The 19,446-nt window shown below is 49.5% G+C and carries 14 protein-coding genes and 1 tRNA gene; 13 read left to right on the top strand and 2 right to left on the bottom strand.

What is annotated here, in order from left to right; genetic code table 11:
• Nucleotides 1-21: 21 nt before the first annotated feature.
• From gyrA to AK963_RS00600, 12 genes are all read left to right on the top strand, one after another.
• Entirely contained in the window at nucleotides 22-2,643 is a 2,622-nt protein-coding gene (gene gyrA / locus AK963_RS00650; protein WP_066013185.1) for a DNA gyrase subunit A, read from the top strand.
• A 263-nt stretch (nucleotides 2,644-2,906) separates the two neighbouring features.
• The gene (gene serC / locus AK963_RS00645) at nucleotides 2,907-4,025 is read left to right on the top strand and encodes a 3-phosphoserine/phosphohydroxythreonine transaminase (RefSeq protein ID WP_083232364.1); all 1,119 of its coding nucleotides are present in this window, start codon (nucleotides 2,907-2,909) and stop codon (nucleotides 4,023-4,025) included.
• Nucleotides 4,025-5,110 (top strand): prephenate dehydratase, encoded by a 1,086-nt coding sequence (gene pheA / locus AK963_RS00640; protein ID WP_066013183.1) that lies wholly within the window; start codon nucleotides 4,025-4,027, stop codon nucleotides 5,108-5,110. Before serC ends, pheA begins: the two co-directional genes overlap by 1 nt.
• A gap of 221 nt (nucleotides 5,111-5,331) precedes the next feature.
• On the top strand, nucleotides 5,332-6,438 hold the full coding sequence (hisC, locus tag AK963_RS00635; protein ID WP_066013182.1) for a histidinol-phosphate transaminase: 1,107 nt from the start codon (nucleotides 5,332-5,334) through the stop codon (nucleotides 6,436-6,438).
• A 104-nt stretch (nucleotides 6,439-6,542) separates the two neighbouring features.
• Complete coding sequence (locus AK963_RS00630) at nucleotides 6,543-8,915, top strand: bifunctional prephenate dehydrogenase/3-phosphoshikimate 1-carboxyvinyltransferase (protein ID WP_083232363.1); 2,373 nt, start codon at nucleotides 6,543-6,545, stop codon at nucleotides 8,913-8,915.
• A gap of 165 nt (nucleotides 8,916-9,080) precedes the next feature.
• Nucleotides 9,081-9,776 carry a (d)CMP kinase gene (gene cmk, locus AK963_RS00625; RefSeq protein ID WP_066013181.1) on the top strand — a complete coding sequence of 232 codons (696 nt, stop codon included), beginning with the start codon at nucleotides 9,081-9,083 and terminating at the stop codon, nucleotides 9,774-9,776.
• A 234-nt stretch (nucleotides 9,777-10,010) separates the two neighbouring features.
• Entirely contained in the window at nucleotides 10,011-11,711 is a 1,701-nt protein-coding gene (gene rpsA, locus AK963_RS00620) for a 30S ribosomal protein S1 (RefSeq protein WP_274520482.1), read from the top strand.
• A gap of 352 nt (nucleotides 11,712-12,063) precedes the next feature.
• Entirely contained in the window at nucleotides 12,064-12,363 is a 300-nt protein-coding gene (gene ihfB, locus AK963_RS00615; protein WP_066013177.1) for an integration host factor subunit beta, read from the top strand.
• Between the two features lie 15 nt (nucleotides 12,364-12,378).
• Nucleotides 12,379-12,726 (top strand): LapA family protein, encoded by a 348-nt coding sequence (locus AK963_RS00610; RefSeq protein ID WP_066013175.1) that lies wholly within the window; start codon nucleotides 12,379-12,381, stop codon nucleotides 12,724-12,726.
• The gene (gene lapB / locus AK963_RS00605) at nucleotides 12,719-13,891 is read left to right on the top strand and encodes a lipopolysaccharide assembly protein LapB (protein ID WP_066013171.1); all 1,173 of its coding nucleotides are present in this window, start codon (nucleotides 12,719-12,721) and stop codon (nucleotides 13,889-13,891) included. The genes AK963_RS00610 and lapB overlap by 8 nt, the downstream gene beginning before the upstream one ends.
• A 271-nt stretch (nucleotides 13,892-14,162) precedes the next feature.
• Entirely contained in the window at nucleotides 14,163-14,717 is a 555-nt protein-coding gene (locus AK963_RS31735) for a hypothetical protein (protein ID WP_139117177.1), read from the top strand.
• A gap of 360 nt (nucleotides 14,718-15,077) precedes the next feature.
• A complete protein-coding gene (locus AK963_RS00600; protein WP_066013169.1) occupies nucleotides 15,078-15,641 on the top strand; it encodes a hypothetical protein in 564 nt (187 codons plus the stop codon).
• 6 nt (nucleotides 15,642-15,647) lie between these two features.
• On the opposite strand, the gene AK963_RS00595 is transcribed toward AK963_RS00600, so the two are convergent.
• A tRNA-Asn gene (locus AK963_RS00595) sits at nucleotides 15,648-15,723 on the bottom strand.
• Between the two features lie 86 nt (nucleotides 15,724-15,809).
• Nucleotides 15,810-16,958: a pyridoxal phosphate-dependent aminotransferase gene (locus AK963_RS00590; RefSeq protein WP_066013168.1), complete on the bottom strand. Its 1,149-nt coding sequence runs from the start codon at nucleotides 16,956-16,958 to the stop codon at nucleotides 15,810-15,812.
• Nucleotides 16,959-17,287: 329 nt separating this feature from the next.
• Between AK963_RS00590 and uvrB the strand changes: the two genes are divergently transcribed.
• Nucleotides 17,288-19,300, top strand: a complete 2,013-nt coding sequence (gene uvrB, locus AK963_RS00580) for an excinuclease ABC subunit UvrB (protein ID WP_066013164.1) — start codon at nucleotides 17,288-17,290, stop codon at nucleotides 19,298-19,300.
• Nucleotides 19,301-19,446 lie beyond the last annotated feature (146 nt).

Genomic DNA, 19,446 nt, shown 5'->3' with positions numbered 1-19,446 from the left:
CAAAAGGACGACTGGGTTTCCATGACTGAAATTGCCAAAGAGATTCTCCCGGTAAATATTGAAGATGAGCTCAAGCAGTCCTATCTGGACTACGCCATGAGTGTCATCGTTGGTCGTGCCCTGCCTGATGTACGTGACGGGCTTAAGCCCGTACACCGGCGCGTACTGTTCGCCATGAGCGAACTGGGCAACGACTGGAATAAACCCTACAAAAAATCTGCACGTGTTGTCGGGGATGTGATCGGTAAATACCATCCTCATGGCGACTCTGCGGTATATGACACCATTGTCCGTATGGCGCAGCCATTTTCCCTGCGCTACATGCTGGTTGATGGTCAGGGCAACTTCGGCTCCATTGACGGTGATTCCGCTGCGGCAATGCGTTATACGGAAATCCGGATGGATAAGATCGCTCACCAGTTGCTGGCGGATCTCGACAAGGAAACCGTAGACTATGTGCCCAACTACGATGGCACAGAGCAGATTCCTGCTGTTTTACCTACCCGGGTACCGAACCTGTTGGTGAATGGCTCTGCCGGTATCGCGGTCGGTATGGCTACCAACATCCCTCCTCACAACATGACTGAGGTGGTCAATGGCTGTCTGGCACTCCTGGAAGATGACGCACTGACGGTTGATGACCTGATGGAGTACATCCCGGGGCCTGATTTCCCGACAGCGGCGATTATTAACGGACGTGCTGGCATTCTTCAGGCCTATCGTTCAGGTCGCGGCCGGATCTACATTCGTGCCAGGGCTGATATCGAGCACGATGAAAAGAAAAACAAAAGTACCATTATCATTACTGAAATTCCTTACCAGCTGAATAAGGCGCGCCTTATCGAGAAGATTGCTGAACTGGTAAAAGATCGCAAGATTGAGGGTATTTCAGAACTGCGTGACGAGTCTGATAAAGATGGTCTGCGTGTGGTTATCGAGCTTCGCCGTGGTGAAAATGCAGAGGTGGTGCTTAATAACCTGTACGCCCAGACCCAGCTTGAGTCCGTTTTTGGTATCAACCTGGTTGCTCTGGTTGATGGCCAGCCCAAGCTGCTCAATCTGAAAGAGTTTCTTGAAGCCTTTATTCGTCACCGTCGTGAGGTGGTTACCCGCCGGACCGTATATGAACTGAGAAAAGCCCGTGAGCGTGGTCATATTCTGGAAGGTCTGGCAGTTGCCCTGTCCAATATCGACCCGGTTATTCAGCTGATCAAAGATTCGCCAACACCGGCAGACGCTAAAGAAAAGCTGATTGCCAAGGGCTGGAACCCTGGCCACATGACCGAGATGGCTGAGCGAGCCGGTGCGGATGCCTGTCGTCCGGATGATCTGCCTGAGACTTATGGTCTCAGAGATGGGCTCTATTATCTGTCTCCAGCCCAGGCTCAGGCCATTCTGGAAATGCGCCTGCACCGACTGACCGGCCTTGAGCATGAAAAATTGCTGTCTGAATACCGGGAACTGCTGGATAAGATTGCTGAGCTGATTCTGATCCTCTGTGACCCAATGAAGCTACGTGCCGTGATTCGGGAAGAGCTTGAGCAGGTTCGGGATGAGTTTGGCGATGAGCGTCGCACCGAAATCACCAGCTCCCGTCGTGACCTGACTGTAGAAGACCTGATTGATGAAGAGGACATGGTGGTCACGCTGTCTCATGGCGGCTACGCCAAGACAACCCCTCTGGATACCTATCAGGCTCAGCGTCGTGGTGGTCGTGGCAAGTCAGCGGCTTCCGTTAAGGAAGAGGACTACGTCGAGCACATGCTGGTGGCCAATACCCATACCCAGATTCTCTGTTTCTCCAGCAAGGGTAAGGTTTATTGGCTGAAGGTCTACCAGATTCCGCAGGCTGGCAGAACGTCCCGTGGTCGACCCATCGTAAATATTCTGCCACTTGAGCAGAATGAGAAAATCACCGCCATGCTGCCGGTGGAAGAGTTTACCGAAGGTCATTTCGTCTTTATGGCGACACTGAACGGTACTGTCAAGAAGACGCCTCTTGAGCAGTTTGCCCGTCCACGTTCTTCCGGTCTGATCGCGTTGGGTCTGGATGAGGGTGATACACTGGTGGGTGCTGAAATTACCACGGGAGAAAAGCAGGTGATGCTGCTGTCCAATGGTGGTAAGGCTGTTCGCTTTGAAGAGACCGATGTTCGTGCCATGGGCCGTACCGCCCGTGGTGTTCGTGGCATGAAACTGCCTGAAGGTCAGCGGATAATCTCTCTGATTATTCCAGAGGAGGATACCCAGATCCTGACAGCCAGTGCCAAAGGTTTCGGTAAACGAACTGCTGTAGACGAGTTCCGACTGACCAGTCGTGGTGGTCAGGGCGTTATCTCCATGCAGTGCACTGAACGAAATGGTGAAATCGTTGGCGCTATTCAGGTGAAGAGTGGCGAACAGATTATGCTGATTTCAGACCAGGGGACACTGGTGAGAACCAGTGTTGATGGCGTCTCTTCGCTGGGTCGTAATACCCAGGGTGTTACGCTAATCCGGGTTTCTGAAGGTGAAAAACTGGTGGGTGTTGCCCGTGTCGAGGAGCCAGAGGCTGTCGATGTGCCTGAACTTGAGGCAGAAGCCACTAGTGAGGGTGAAGGGCAGGGTGATCCCGTTGAAAACGAAGGGACGGTAGAATCCTGATAGCTTGAAAAAACGCCAGCCCAGTGCTGGCGTTTTTATGTCCAGAGATGGACTGTATGCTGGTAATGTCGGGAACAAATACCAGTATATGTCCAGGGACGGACGGTATGCTGGCAATGCCCGACTGCATGGATGCAGGAGTTAGAGTAGCGCAGGAGCAGTTACCGAGCGAGCAATTGCCAGTATTGGTTTGATAATATTAGCTGCAAAATTTTTTACGTAATGACCAGGGTAAACCGCCGTTAAGTGGAGAGGGAGTCATTGTGAAGCATTGTGTAAATGATGTTCTGGCACAGCTGGATAATCGGGTTTACAACTTTTCAGCCGGACCTGCACCGATTCCCCATGAGGTGCTTCAGCAGGCTCGCGATGAGATGATGAATTGGCAGGATGTGGGTGCTTCTGTGATGGAGGTGAGTCATCGTGGCAAGGAGTTTCTCACGGTTGCTCATGAAGCAGAAAAAGATCTGCGTGATCTGTTGAAAATTCCAGATAATTATAAGGTGCTTTTTCTTCAGGGTGGGGCGCGGGGACAGTTTGCCGCGGTACCATTAAACCTCAAAGGAGAGAAAACCTCTGCTGACTATGTCAACAGTGGCCACTGGGCCCAGTCAGCCATCAAGGAAGCTCAGCGCTATCTGGATGTGAATATTGTCGCTGATGGCAAGTCCAGTGCCTTTAATACCATGCCTGCAGAAGATCAGTGGCGGATAAGCAGAGATGCTGCTTATTTGCACTATACGCCGAATGAGACCATTGGTGGTCTTGAGTTTTCATTTGTTCCTGAGACGGGTGATGTGCCGCTGGTTGCGGACATGTCTTCCAATATCTTGTCTGGCCCGATCGATGTCAGCAAGTTTGGTGTTATTTATGCCGGGGCCCAGAAGAATATTGGTCCGGCAGGCCTTACCGTCGTGATTGTTCGTGATGATCTGTTGGAGCGCGGTTCATTGATGTGTCCTGCGGTACTGGATTATAAGCTGCAGGCCAATAATGACTCCATGTATAACACACCGCCTACCTTTGCCTGGTATCTTGCTGGCCTGGTCTTTAAATGGCTGAAAAAACAGGGTGGGCTTGAAGCGATGAATGCGCTCAATGAACGTAAGGCCACCAAACTGTATGCTCAGATAGATGGTTCCGGTTTTTATCAGAATCCGGTGGATCCACAGTGGCGCTCGCGCATGAATGTGCCTTTTACGCTGATCACGCCTGAACTTGATGCGACATTCCTCGCCGAGTCTGAACAGGAAGGCTTCCGTTACCTGAAAGGACATAAGGCAGTAGGCGGTATGCGGGCAAGTATCTATAATGCAGTGCCAGAGCAGCATGTGGATGCGCTTATTGACTTCATGAAAGAATTTGAACGGCGGTACGGATAATGGCAGAAGAGAAGTTGGGGCAGTTGCGAATTCAAATTGATTCACTGGATCAGAAAATTCTTGACCTGATCAGCGAGCGTGCGCGATGCGCCCAGGAAGTGGCCCGTGTAAAAACAGAAGCTGACCCCTCTGCTGTGTTTTACCGCCCTGAGCGTGAAGCTCAGGTGCTTCGTAAAATCATGAAGAAAAATGACGGTCCTTTGAATGATGAAGAGATGGCCCGTCTGTTTCGTGAAATCATGTCGGCCTGTCTGGCCTTGGAAGACCCGGTCAAGGTCGCATTTCTGGGGCCTGAAGGCACATTTACCCAGCAGGCTTCGCTGAAGCACTTTGGTCATTCCGCTGTTTGTGTCCCGATGGCGGCTATTGATGAGGTGTTCCGGGAGGTGGCTGCCGGTGCCGTCAACTATGGTGTGGTGCCGGTTGAAAACTCCACGGAAGGTGTTGTCAGTCATACGCTGGACAGTTTTTTGGACTCTTCACTGAAGATCTGTGGTGAAGTGGTTCTCCGTATTCATCAGCACATGATGGTTTCAGAAAACACCCGACGGGATCATATTACCCGTATCTACTCCCATGCCCAGTCATTTGCCCAATGTCGTAAGTGGCTGGATTCCCACTGGCCAATGGCTGAACGGGTGGCAGTGAGCTCCAATGCAGAAGCGGCCAAGCGGATCAAGGGAGAATGGAATTCGGCGGCTATTGCCGGTGATATGGCTGCAGAGATGTATGGCCTGGAAAAAATCGCAGAAAAGATCGAAGACCGCCCAGACAATTCAACCCGGTTTTTGATCATTGGTAATCAGCCAGTTCCGCCCAGTGGTGATGACAAGACGTCAGTTGTGATCAGCATGCGCAACCAGCCAGGTGCGCTGCATGCGATTCTTGAACCTTTCCATGTCCACAACATCGACCTGACACGGGTTGAGACCCGTCCCTCCAGAACAGGAATCTGGAACTATGTGTTCTTTGTGGATTTTGAGGGGCATCAGGATGATCCTGTCGTTCGCAAGGTGCTGGAGAAGCTGGGTGAGCGTGCCAACGATCTTCGGGTTCTTGGTTCTTATCCCAAGGGTGTTCTCTAATTCGTTGTTGAAATAATAACCGAGCCAGTTTTCAGTAAGAAGCTGGCTGGGCTTAACTGCATTTTGCAGTCTGTTTTTGTCTGGCAAGCGTATAACCTCTGAAACTTTCCATAATCAATAAAAATTGCCACGAGTTGGAAATGGCTTTCTTCATCATCTGAAACGATTGGTGGTTAAAAAAGCCCGTTTTCAAGTTCAATAACCCAACTGAAGGTCGAGTTATGTCCTGTGATTTTCTGGAGCTGGCGGTACCCGGAGTAAGAGGAATGAGTCCTTATCAACCTGGCAAGCCTATTGAGGAGCTTGCCAGAGAGCAGGGCTTGAGGGTTGAGGATATTGTCAAGCTGGCCAGTAATGAAAACCCTCTGGGTCCACCACCTTCTGCCGTTAAAGCAATGGCTGAATCTCTTGCTGAACTGGCTCGCTATCCAGATGGCAGCAGTTATCAGTTAAAACAGGTACTGGCAGAAAAATTGAAGGTAACACCTGAGCAGCTAACCCTGGGTAACGGGTCGAATGACGTGCTGGTGCTCCTGGCGGAATCTTTTCTGGATACCAACAGTTCAGCTGTTTTTTCTCAGTATGCTTTTGTCGTTTACCCATTGGCTGTGAAGGCAGTAGGTGCTGAAGGTATTGTGGTTCCAGCGCTGAATTACGGTCATGATCTTGATGCCATGGCTGAAGCGATCAAATCAAATACCCGAATTGTTTTTCTGGCAAACCCTAATAACCCAACAGGTACCAGCTTCAGCGAACAGGAGCTGGTTGGTTTTCTTGGCAAGGTGCCGGAAGAGGTCATCGTTGTCCTTGATGAAGCCTATTTTGAGTATGGGGTGGGTGGTGACCTGCCAAATGGCATTGAACTGCTTGACCGCTATCCAAACCTGGTGGTTACCCGCACTTTTTCCAAGGCTTATGGGCTGGCGGGAGCGCGAGTTGGTTACTCGATATCCAACCCTGAAATAGCGGATGTACTGAATCGTTTAAGGCAGCCATTCAACCTGAATCTTCCTGCCCAGTTCGGTGCGGTTGCAGCTCTGAAGGATGATGCGTATATGCAGAAGTCCATTGAGATTAATCAGCAGGGTATGGAGTACCTGGAGCAGGGGCTTGCTGGTCTTGGACTGAGTTGGATCCCTTCATCGGGTAATTTTATTACGGTTGATCTCAAGCGTGATGCTATGCCGATTTATGAAGGATTGCTGTCAAAGGGGGTTATTGTTCGTCCTGTCGCCAATTACGGTATGCCTGAACACCTTCGTATTTCAATTGGCTTGCCGGAAGAAAATCGTCGTTGTCTGGAAGCGCTGAGCCAGGTGCTGACATAAAAGAACGCCTCCCGCCTCCCACTTCCTGAAAAGCCAGATTGGTTTGTACTTTTACGGGAAGCCGGCAGCGGGAAGCGGATAGCGTTCTTATAAGGAGTGCGTTTGTGAAAACAGTTGATACACTGCTGGTGGTTGGGCTGGGCCTGATCGGGGGATCTTTTGCGGCGGCGGTAAAATCTGCCGGAGCGTGCCGGCAAGTGTATGGTTATGATCTGAATAAGGCCTCATTGGAAGAGGCGGAAGCGCTCGGGATCATTGATTGTGGCTTTGAGAATCTCTCCGAGGGGGTTGCGGCTGCCGATGTGATTATGCTGGCTGTTCCCATGCTGGCAATGAAGCCGGTGCTTGAGCAGGTATCGCTATATTTGCTCGACGAAGGAGTTGGTCAGAAAGTGGTTACGGATGCCGGATCCAGCAAAAAGGCGCTGCTCGATGCTGCGCTTGAGACCTTTGGAGAGATTCCCGCCTGGCTGGTGCCCGGTCATCCCATCGCGGGGTCTGAAAAAAGTGGTGTCGGTGCAGCGAAAGCTACTTTGTTTCAGGCGCATGATGTGATTCTGACCCCGTTGAAACATACGGATGATCTGGCACTTGAAAAGGTGAAGATGCTCTGGGAGGCCTGCGGGGCCGTGGTTACCAGTATGGATCCTTATCACCATGATGAGGTTCTGGCGAAGACCAGCCATCTTCCTCACTTTCTGGCATTCTCACTGGTGAATACGCTTGCCGGAAATCCTGATAATCAGGATATCTTCCGGTTTGCTGCCGGTGGGTTTCGAGATTTTACCCGGATAGCTGGCAGTGATCCTATTATGTGGCATGATGTTGCGCTGGGTAATAATCAGGCAGTGCTGGAAGCACTGGATGAGTTTACCGAAGGTCTTCAGGTGCTCCGAAAGGCGATTATCCAGAAAGACAGCCAGTCGCTATTGGGGATATTCAGTCGTGCGCAATCCGCACGTCAGCATTTCTCTTCTCTTCTGGAGAGCAGGAAGCAACGCGTGAAGCCATTGCCTGATACTGCGATGGCCCACTCTGTTTTTTCGGGCTCCGTACTGGTTGAAGGTGAAGATATAAAACAAGAAGTTATGGAAAGTATGAAAGAAAGTAGTCAGACGTTTATTGCCAGCCCAGGAGGGTCGATCTCAGGTGAGTTGCGTGTTCCCGGGGATAAGTCGATTTCTCATCGTTCCATAATGCTGGGTGCTCTGGCGGAAGGGGAGACGGTGGTTGAAGGGTTTCTTGAAGGAGAGGATGCCCTGGCAACCCTGAAGGCATTTCGGGATATGGGTGTTCAGATTGACGGCCCCTACCTTGGGAAGGTCACCATTCAGGGTGTAGGCATGCATGGCCTCAAGCAGCCGGAAGGGCCGCTTTATCTTGGTAATGCCGGTACAGCCATGCGGTTGATGGCGGGGTTGATGGCAGCCCAGTCCTTTGATGTCACACTAACTGGTGATCACTCCCTGTCAGGTCGGCCTATGAATCGGGTAGTGGATCCTCTTGGTCAGATGGGGGCGACCATTGAGACCTCTGAAGGTGGTCGTCCGCCACTGAAGATCAAGGGCGCTGCACAGCTAAAAGGTATTGAGTACCAGCTGCCCATGGCTTCTGCGCAGGTACAGTCCTGTTTGCTACTGGCTGGAATGTACGCTGATGGTGAAACGGTGACGGTTGCTCCGGGAATAGTCCGTGACCATACCAACCGTATGCTTAATGGTTTTGGTTACCCAGTCTCTGTCAGTGGCGAGAATGGCTGCCGGGTTGCCATCAAGGGCGGTGGAAAGTTAACCGCTACCCGAATTGATGTGCCGTCCGATGTGTCATCAGCTGCGTTCTTCATGGTGGCTGCCTCAATAGCAGAAGGGTCAGAGGTTCGTCTTTCCCATGTAGGAATGAACCCGACCCGTTCTGGTGTGGTTGAGATTCTTCAGCTGATGGGCGCGGATATTACCCTTGAAAATGAGTCTGTTGTGGGCGGAGAGCCGGTGGCTGATCTGGTAGTGCGGTCCGCTCAGTTGAAAGGTATTGATATCCCTGAACGTCTGGTTCCCATCGCTATTGATGAATTTCCGGTACTTTTTGTTGCAGCCGCCTGTGCAGAAGGCAGAACGCTGCTGACCGGGGCCCGTGAGCTCCGGGTTAAAGAAAGTGATCGAATTCAGGCAATGGCGGATGGCTTGATCGCCCTGGGTATTGATGCACAACCACTGCCTGATGGTATGATGATCAATGGTTCCGGAAATGCTCCTTCTGAAAGGAAAGGAGAGCCTGTATTTAACGGCGGCACGGTTGACAGTCATGGCGATCATCGTATTGCCATGTCATTCGCAGTAGCTGCTCTGCGGGCAAAGGGTGATATTCGCATTCTTAACTGTGCAAACGTGGCGACTTCATTCCCGGATTTTGCAGGTCTGGCAAATCGAGCCGGTATGCGTATTGTGGTAACCGAAGGTCTTGAAGACGGTTCCTGTTAAGGCGGTTTGTCCGTCTGATTAACCTGTCTCATGGTTGGTAGCCGCTTCAGTGTCCTGTGATGGAGAGCAGGCCCTGAAGCTGGTTTTCGCTGGGCGAAATCAGTTAACACATTGAGCAGGCTTTTAACTGGGGCCCTTCGTTCCATGGAATAAAGGTAAATACGAGTGAGTGAGTCTCAGACACCAGTGACAGTGGTCACCATTGATGGTCCCAGTGGGTCTGGCAAGGGAACGATTGCAGCCCTGCTGGCCAGAGAACTTGGCTGGGGGTTGCTGGATAGCGGGGCGTTGTATCGATTAACCGCCCTGGCGGCAATGAATCATGGGGTTGATTTTGCCGATGATTCATCCCTGGAAGTTTTGGCAGGCCACCTTGATGTTCAGTTTTTGCCATCAGAAACCGGCGAGGGCCTGATCATCATTCTCGAAGGAGAGCAGGTGGGTGCCAGTTTGCGAACGGAAGAGGTTGGCGCCATGGCTTCCAGGGTTGCGGCTCTGCCGGGTGTTCGGGCTGCACTTTTACAAAGGCAGCGGGATTTTGCCGAACTGCCCGGGCTTGTGGCAGACGGCCGTGACATGGGAACGGTTGTTTTTCCTGAAGCTGTGTTGAAGGTCTTCCTGACAGCCAGCGCTGAAGAACGGGCAAAAAGACGTTACGATCAGTTGCATCAAAAAGGGATTGATGCTAGTTTTGATCGCCTTTTGGCAGATATTCAGGCCAGAGATGAGCGAGATAGCCAAAGGGCTGTAGCGCCGCTCAAACCTGCCGATGATGCCATCATTCTTGACAGTACCCGCATGAGTATCCAGGAGGTATTCAACAGGGTGCTGGAACAGATGCGCCTGAAAGGACTTGTTTAGGAGTTTTCAGGTGCAGGGAAGTGGGATTTCCGCTTCAGCAAGCCTGAGTGCACCATAAGTTGCGCTCGACATTTTTTGGAGGTTCGTTTCTGTCGTAAGGCCAGCATTGCAGATTCGAACCTGTTTAAAGTAACCCATGCCGGCTGGCGGTGTGGATGACAAGCAGCGTACGCTATCCAGTTGTTATTAACTGGCTGGTCTTTCGTCAAGAGGGCGGGGATTGTGCATGAGCGTATGCTGTCACAGGAAAAATCCATGAGCGAAAGCTTTGCAGAACTGTTTGAAGAGAGCCTGAAAGAAATCGAAATGAAGCCAGGCGCCATTGTCAGTGGTGTTGTGGTTGATATCGACAGTGACTGGGTTACTGTTCATGCTGGCCTGAAGTCTGAAGGTGTTATTCCTAAGGCTCAGTTCCAGGATGACAATGGTGAACTGACTATCGCTATTGGTGATGAAGTCCAGGTAGCTCTGGACGCGGTTGAAGACGGTTTCGGTGAGACTCGTCTGTCCCGTGAAAAAGCCAAGCGTATGGAAGCCTGGAAGGAACTGGAAAAGGCCTTCGAAGCTGAAGACGTTGTTAAGGGTGTTATCAGTGGCAAGGTCAAGGGTGGCTTCACTGTTGACGTGGCTACTATCCGTGCGTTCCTGCCAGGCTCTCTGGTAGACGTTCGTCCGGTTCGCGACACTGCGCACCTGGAAGGCAAAGAGCTTGAGTTCAAAGTCATCAAGCTGGACCAGAAGCGTAACAACGTTGTTGTTTCCCGTCGCAGCGTTCTGGAAGCTGAAAACAGTGCTGAGCGTGAGCAGCTGCTGGGCTCTCTGCAGGAAGGTCTGGAAGTTAAGGGTATCGTTAAGAACCTGACTGACTACGGTGCCTTCGTTGATCTGGGTGGCGTTGACGGCCTGCTGCACATCACTGACATGGCCTGGAAGCGTATCAAGCATCCTAGCGAAATCGTTAACGTTGGTGACGAAATCAACGTTAAGGTCCTGAAGTTTGATCGTGACCGTAACCGCGTATCTCTGGGTCTCAAACAGCTGGGTGAAGATCCATGGGTTGCTATCACCAAGCGCTTCCCTGAAGGTGCCCGTGCTTCTGGCCGCGTAACCAACCTGACTGACTACGGCTGCTTTGTTGAGCTGGAAGAAGGTGTTGAAGGTCTGGTACACGTTTCTGAAATGGACTGGACCAACAAGAACATCCACCCATCCAAGGTTGTTAACCTGGGTGACGAAGTTGAAGTTCAGGTTCTGGACATTGACGAAGAGCGTCGTCGTATTTCTCTGGGTATCAAGCAGTGCAAGACTAACCCATGGGAAGACTTCTCCGGCTCCTTCAACAAGGGCGACAAGCTGGCTGGTAAGATCAAGTCCATCACTGACTTCGGTATCTTTATCGGTCTGGACGGTGGTATCGATGGTCTGGTTCACCTGTCTGACATCTCCTGGAACGAAACTGGAGAAGAAGCTGTTCGTCAGTACCGTAAGGGCGACGAAGTAGAAGCGGTTATCCTGGCTATCGACGCTGAGCGTGAGCGCATCTCCCTGGGTATTAAGCAGCTGTCCGAAGATCCATTCAATGCCTATGCTGGTCTGAATGAAAAAGGTACGGTTGTTAAGGGTATCGTTAAGGAAGTGAATGCCAAGGCTGCTGTTGTAGAGCTGGCTGAAGACGTTCTGGCTACCCTGAAAGCATCTGAAATCAGTGTTGACCGCGTTGAAGACGCAACCAACGTTCTGAAAGAAGGTGAAGAAGTCGAAGCTCGTATCATCAGCATTGACCGTAAGAACCGCAACATCAGCCTGTCTATCAAAGCGAAAGACCAGGCTGATGAAAAAGCAGCAATGAAAGAGCTGCGTACCAAGCAGGACGAAGAAGCTGCTGGTCCGACCACCATTGGTGATCTGATCAAGGCTCAGATGGAAAGCAAGTAATTCATCTTGTTCCTGTTTGCTCTCGGGGTGCTTTTGTTACCAAAAGCCGCCTCTGAGAGTAGAAAAAACCGCGAGTGCTTTTGCTTCGCGGTTTTTTTTGATCGAAAGATTGTGTGAGGTTAAGCTCTTGTGTTTCAGTGTTTACATAAAGTGCTGCCTGCCAGAGGCAGGGGTGGAAGCTATCCTGATGAAATATTCGGGCTAATCAAAGGGTTGCTTGATTTCTCGGTGTGGGTTAGCTAGTGTAGAAACTGTCTGATTATTTAGGCGCTTTTGAAGAATAAGCGGTGTCTATCAAGGTCTTCAGGATCTTTTAGACATTCCGGGAATGGCAGGGAAAGGAAAAACGACGATGACCCGGTCTGAACTGATTGAGCGGATTGCCCAGTTGCAACCGCAGCTCTCTATCAAGGATATTGAGTTGGCTGTAAAGGCTATCATTGAACAAATGTCAAATTCGCTGGCTAATGGCGAGCGAGTTGAGATCAGGGGGTTTGGTAGCTTCTCCCTTCATTATCGTGCCCCAAGAGTTGGGCGTAACCCGAAAACCGGTGAAGCTGTGAGCCTTGATGGCAAATATGTTCCCCATTTCAAGCCCGGCAAAGAACTGCGGGAGAGGGTGAATCGTGGCTTACAGGCAGAAACGGATTGATCGTGAAATAAGTTTATGGCGGACTACGAGTTGACTGTTTTTGCGACAATAGTCGTATGGATCAAGCGTCTTCTGGTTTTGGCGTTGTTTGTTGTTCTACTGGTGTTTTTTGTCAACTTTACTCTGTCCAATACCGAGCAGATCAGCCTGGAAATGGGTGGATTAACGATTCCGTCAGTGAGCAGTTCTACGCTGGTTATGGTGCCCTTTGTGCTGGGTGGCTTTGCCGGTTTGCTGGTATCCTTGATGCTTGTTATCCGTTTGCGACTGACGAATGCCAGCTTGAGAAGAAAGCTTGCGCGTCGTGATACCGAACTTCAGAAGTTGAGATCCAGTGCCCTGAAAGGGTTAACGGATGCCTGATATTGCGTTATTGGGCCTCATTCTAGCTGCTATCGTCATTGGTTATTTTCTGGGTTGGCGCGATCAGAAAAGAAGGCGTGTAGATGGCTCCGGCCAGCTTTCGAAGGACTATTTTGTTGGTCTGAATTATCTGATTAATGAGCAGACGGATGAGGCTATCGATGTCTTTATCAAGGCTCTGGATATCAATAATGATACCGTTGATACTTATCTGGCGTTGGGAAACCTGTTCAGCAAGCGTGGAGAAGTAGAAAAATCCATCCGTGTTCATCAGGATTTGCTGGCGCGCCCAAGCCTGACATCTATTCAGTCCTTTCAAGTTCAGCTTGCCCTGGCTCAAAACTATTCGTCTGCTGGTCTGTTGGATCGTGCAGAATCCATTCTAATTGACCTCAGTCGTCAGAATCATGAGCTGCGAGATCAGGCTTTGCAGCAATTGTTACGAGTCTATGAGCAGGAGCGAGAGTGGGCAAAGGCTACAGATGTTGCAGAAAGGTTGAGACGAGCCCGGGGAGAACTTTTTGCAGTCATCCTCGCTCATTACTACTGTGAACAGAGTGAAATAGCGCTTAAGCAGAATGATCGGGTGAATGCACGTCGTCTGATACGTCAGGCATTTTCCCGGGATAAAAACAGTGTCAGAGCCAGTCTTTTGCTTGGTCAAATGGAATTTGATGAAGGTGGCTACAAAGAGGCGATTAAGGTATTGCAGAGAATATCAGTTCAGGATATCAGCTTCATGCCTCTCTCGCTTCCGCTATTGGAAAAATCTTTTGAGCATACGGGGAGTTTGCGTGGGTTTGGGGCTTATCTTGGTCGTTGTCTGAATGAGCGTCCTGGTACTGCTGTTATCATATCTATGACCCATCTTTTAATCAGAGAGTCCGGTGAGTCTCAGGCTGTTAGCTTTTTAACAGGTCAGCTTGAGCGTCATCCTACATTGAGAGGGCTGAATGAACTGATCGATCTTCGTCGTCAGTTTCAAGGCGATCTGCCGGATAATGTATTGGCATTGATTCACCGTCTTACGGATAGGATGCTTGAACTTAAACCAGTATTTTCCTGTGGAAGGTGCGGGTTTTCTGGTAAGGAGTTGCATTGGCAGTGTCCACGTTGTCATAGTTGGGGAACGGTTAAGCCTATTCAGGGATTTGAGGGAGAGTAACTGAGGGGGCTCAGGACAAACTCTTTATTTTGTATCGCATTGATACTGCTCCAACCATTAGCTATTCGATTTATTGCTATAACCATTCGAATATTCAATATTGAATATTCGAATGGTTATTTATTATTTATACTTAGATTAAGTTGCTTTATTTGGGGTTAATTATTGAAGTTCTATCATTGCTTTCTGTTATTTTGTTAACTGTCATTCTACTTTAAACCAATGGATATATGTTTTTCTGGAAAAGATAGCTTTCCTGTTCGGGGGTTGTATGTCAGGCTGGTTTAATTCAGTTAAAGGTTGGGGTAATTTATTTCAAAAAACATCAGGTACTAATGAGTTAATAATAAAAAATAATGATAGTGCTAACTCATCAGTTGAAAAAAAAAGACAAAAATTTAGAGAGCAATCGTGCCCTGCATGGTTTTGTGGGATTTCTGTTTATGCGCTAAAAACAGTGGAGAAAATGACGTTAACCCCTATGGTAGGATTGGCTGAGAGCAGTAAATGGTATTACTGTGCAGGCTGTTGTTGTCTAACCAGTTATCTTGCGCGTGTATGCTGCGAAAAGACCGCGATTGGTTGTCGTGAAGGGCCTGATGGTTCTGAAGAGATATACTGTTCTTTCAAAAAGCATTCATGTGGGGATGCTTTAAAAAAAGTTGAGAATGATTTTGAGTCGGTATGGGGTTTTTGTATGAAGTCAGAAACCGTTCCTGTCACCAAACAACCGTCGCACAGCTCCTCAAGCGATCAGCAGTTTTCTCGATTTCCTCAGTCTTATTATTCATCGTTTCCGTATGGTGATCAATCACAATATAAGTGATTATGATAGAAGAAAGTAGTTTTTTTATCATATGGAATCAGGATGTTTTTGGTAGTGATTGCAATAATTGCTTGCCTATATGGTTGGGCATTTTGATGAATAGTTGTGTGGTTGATGAGATTGGATTGCTTTCCAGACAATTTTCAGCAGTATTTTTTATTTTTCTTAAAAAATGTAAGGGATTTTATTAATTATGTTTTGATTGCCGTTGTTTGCTAAATGACAAGGCTAACTTAATCTGAAAATAAAAAGGAACTGATTATGATTGATTCTATCTAATCAGGTGTGTCACTTAACTCTGCTTACATCATAGTGATGTAGTATTTTGATTCAGTCCAATATTTTTAGAGAGGCATGCTTATGGATGCACCAGCTGGTTTAACGATGAATCGCTATATTCCCTGTGATGTCGCTTCTGTTAAAGGGCATATTACGACAGAAAGTAATGGTGAGCAGAAAACTCAGGGTTTTAATCAGACAACAGTTGCAACTAAGCCTCACTTTTTTGGGATGCTGATTAGTTCTGTCAAATCAGTCCCCAGTTTAGTATCGGGGGCAGGTGATTTAGTTGGAGGCGCAGTAGCGAAAGGATGTGGGCAGGTATTTTGTGGGGTAACGTGCTGTATGGCAACCGCTTATGTTGGGCATGTGGCATGTGAGGGGACAGGTGTTGGTTATGAGAAAGGAGATGATGGAACCGTAAAGGTTTTTGTAGATTATAGACTGAGAGGGGCACCAGAGATGTGGGGGCAGGTAAAAGATGATGTTCAATCCGTCAAAGCCATGATCACGAGGCAGGGTGATGTAGAGAAAGTAGATTCAAATCCATCGGACCCCCAAGCAGAAGCCTTAAGTAATAGTATAAGTGAGGGGGGGGAGATAGAGGTAGAGGGCAAATCAGAAACGGATAAGAAAACTGATTAAAATTGATGGCTCCCCGAGCTGGACTCGAACCAGCGACCCAATGATTAACAGTCATTTGCTCTACCAACTGAGCTATCGGGGATCAAAAGGTGTGGTAAATGATACCTTTCTTAATAGGCCTGTCAAGTTACTGAGTACCAGAAGCTGGTACTCAGTACAAACAGCCAATCAGGACAGAGCTTGTTGAAGTCTGTCAAGAGCCTTCTCTAATGCTTCATCGCTGGTCGCGAATGAGAGTCTCATGCAGCCGTCAGAACCGAAGGCGGAGCCGGGAACCAGGGCAACGCCTTTCTCCAGGAAGAGAGCAGCGAGGTCTGTGTCTTTTTCAAAACCCAGCTTCTTCATCGCTTCACTGAAATCGGCAAAAGCGTAGAAAGTGCCGTCACCCTCGATAGCGCTGACGCCTGGTAGCTGATTGAGTCGACCTACAACGTAGTCATGGCGCTTTTTAAATACCTTGAGCATGTCTTTCACGCAATCCTGCGGTCCATTCAGTGCTGCCACTGCAGCCGCCTGAGCAATAGAGCAGGGGTTGGATGTGCTCTGGGACTGGATCTTCTTCATGTTCTTGATCAGCCACTCCGGCCCGCCAGCATAACCGATACGCCAGCCGGTCATGGAGTAAGCCTTGGATACGCCATTGAGAACAATCGCACGGTCATACAGCTCAGGGCAGGCCATCAGAATGTTGCAGAAAGGCGCTTCAGTCCAGAGGATGTGTTCATACATATCATCGGTCGCCACCATTACATCCGGGTGCTTTTTGAGCACTTCGCCCAAGGCCTCAAGCTCTTTGCGTGTATAAGCGGTTCCGGTTGGGTTGGAGGGGCTGTTGAGTACGACCAGTTTGGTTTTGTTCGTGATTGCAGCTTCGAGCTGCTCTGGCGTGATTTTGAAGCGGTTTTCCAGGCCGGCTTCTACGATAACCGGGACACCCTCGGCGATCACGACCATATCTGGGTAAGATACCCAGTAAGGGGCTGGAATAATGACTTCATCGCCCTTATTCAGCAGAGCCAGAGCCAGGTTGAAGAAGCTCTGTTTGCCGCCACAGGAAACCAGAATCTGGCTTTGACCGTATTCAAGACCATTATCGCGCTTGAATTTGTCAATAATCGCCTGTTTAAGCTCGGTGGTTCCATCCACTGCGGTGTATTTTGTTTTCCCTTCAGCGATGGCTTTTACCGCTGCGGCCTTAATGTGCTCCGGAGTGTCGAAGTCGGGCTCTCCGGCACCCAGGCCAATAATGTCATGTCCGGCAGCTCTCAGTTCGGCAGCCTTGGCGGTGACAGCCAGAGTTGGAGATGGCTTGACCATTTGTACGCGTTGGGATGGATGACCAGTCACAGTTTTCCTCGTTTATGGTTGTAACACTGAGAATTATAATGCTGTTTGCCTTCCGCTATTGGCCGGAGAAATTCGCTAGGTGGCATCGTGCCTGGGGAGTCAGTGGAAGCAATTATGCTGGTTTGGTTAGACTCCCTATGGCGGAAACTATCTACCAATACCTGTAGTATAACGGTGATGAGTAGCGAGTATCCGTCATGCGAACAACAGAAGGCATCATACACAATACGGTGATCTGTTGACATCCGTTTGTCAGTTACCGTTAGCAAAATTTTTTCTGCTCCAGATGGAAGGGTAGCATGAGTCGATCGTTTAAAGTTTCTTCCCGCTTCAGTCCCGCTGGTGATCAACCGGTTGCTATTGAGCAACTGGTCAAGGGCATTGATGCTGGCCTGGCCTGTCAAACCCTGCTGGGGGTAACCGGCTCCGGCAAGACATTCACGGTTGCCAATGTGATCGAGAAAATCCAGCGGCCGACGATCATCATGGCCCATAACAAAACACTGGCCGCACAGCTCTATGGTGAGTTTAAGGAGTTTTTTCCAGAGAATGCCGTGGAGTATTTTGTCTCCTACTATGACTATTACCAGCCAGAAGCTTACGTACCCACATCAGATACCTATATCGAGAAAGATGCGTCGGTTAATGAGCATATTGAACAGATGCGTCTCTCTGCCACCAAAGCCCTGATGGAGCGGCAGGATGCCATTATCGTAGCTACGGTCTCGGCCATCTATGGCCTGGGTGATCCTCAGTCTTATCTTAAAATGATGATGCATCTGGATCGTGGCGACAGGGTTGATCAGCGAACCATTCTGCGTCGACTGGCAGAATTGCAATACACTCGAAACGATGCGGATTTTCGGCGGGCAACCTATCGTGTTCGTGGTGATGTGATTGATATCTTTCCGGCAGAATCGGAAAAAGAGGCTGTTCGTTTAGAGCTTTTTGACGATGAGCTGGAGTCCATCAGTGAGTTTGACCCACTAACCGGTGAGGTGTTGAGAAAACTACCCCGGGCGACCATCTATCCAAAAACTCATTATGTGACGCCCAGGCAAACCATCCTGGATGCCGTAGAAGCCATTAAGGTCGAGCTGGTGGATCGGCTCCAGGTTTTGCGCGATAACAATAAGCTGGTGGAAGCTCAGCGTCTTGAGCAGCGAACGCAGTTTGACCTGGAGATGATGGTTGAGCTGGGTTATTGCACAGGTATTGAGAACTATTCCCGCTATCTTTCCGGCAATAAACCCGGCGAGGCACCACCCACCCTGTTTGACTATATTCCGGACAATGCACTGCTGGTGATTGATGAATCCCATGTCACTGTGCCTCAGATTGGTGCCATGTACAAAGGGGATCGCTCTCGAAAAGAGACGCTGGTCGAATACGGATTCCGCTTACCTTCTGCTTTGGATAACCGACCCATGAAGTTTGAAGAGTGGGAAGGGCGACGGCCGCAGACTATTTTTGTTTCTGCAACCCCTGGTAAATATGAAGAAGAGAACCAGGGGCAGGTGGTTGATCAGGTGGTCAGGCCTACTGGTCTGGTTGACCCGGAAATTGAGGTTCGTCCAGCAACCACTCAGGTGGACGACCTGCTCATGGAAATTCATAAAACCGTTGCCAAAGAAGAACGGGTGCTGGTCACTGTGCTCACCAAGCGCATGGCAGAGGATTTAACGGAATTTCTGCATGAGCAGGGTGTCCGGGTACGCTACCTGCACTCTGATATTGATACAGTGGAACGGGTAGAGATTATCCGTGATCTGCGTATTGGTGCTTTTGATGTGCTGGTGGGTATCAACCTGTTGCGGGAAGGTCTTGATATGCCAGAGGTCTCTCTGGTCACTATTTTGGATGCTGATAAAGAAGGTTTTCTCCGTTCTGACCGTTCATTGATTCAGACCATTGGTCGTGCTGCCCGAAACATCAATGGTCGGGCGATCCTTTATGGTGACCGGATTACCGGTTCCATGGAGCGGGCAATCAGCGAGACCGAGCGGCGGCGTAAGAAGCAGATTGCTTATAACAAGAAGCACAACATTACGCCAAAAGGCGTCTTCAAATCGGTGGCCGATATTCTTGAAGGTGCTGTAGTGCCCGGAAGGAAGAAAGGCAGTAAATCCCAGAAAGGTGTGGCTGAGCCGCGAACTGACTATCAAGTGCCTATGACGCCAGAAACCATGGCCGCGACGATTAAGAAGCTGGAAGCAAAAATGATGGAGCACTCCCGTAACCTTGAGTTTGAACAGGCTGCTGCTGTCCGGGATGAAATTGCCCTGCTTCGTGAGCAGGTTTTGAAACACTGAGAATAGGTATTTACCCTGTTGTCATCACCGATGTAATAAGTCTTCAAAACACCAGTTTAATTTGACCTCCCGATTAACCCTTTTCTGGCCGATTGTTTTCCTGTTGGTATCAAGCAGGGAGCAGCGCCATGACCAATCGAGAGGAC

It is taken from the genome of Endozoicomonas atrinae, from assembly GCF_001647025.1.
Classification (GTDB): domain Bacteria; phylum Pseudomonadota; class Gammaproteobacteria; order Pseudomonadales; family Endozoicomonadaceae; genus Endozoicomonas; species Endozoicomonas atrinae.
This window is presented reverse-complemented; position numbering and strand designations above follow the sequence as displayed.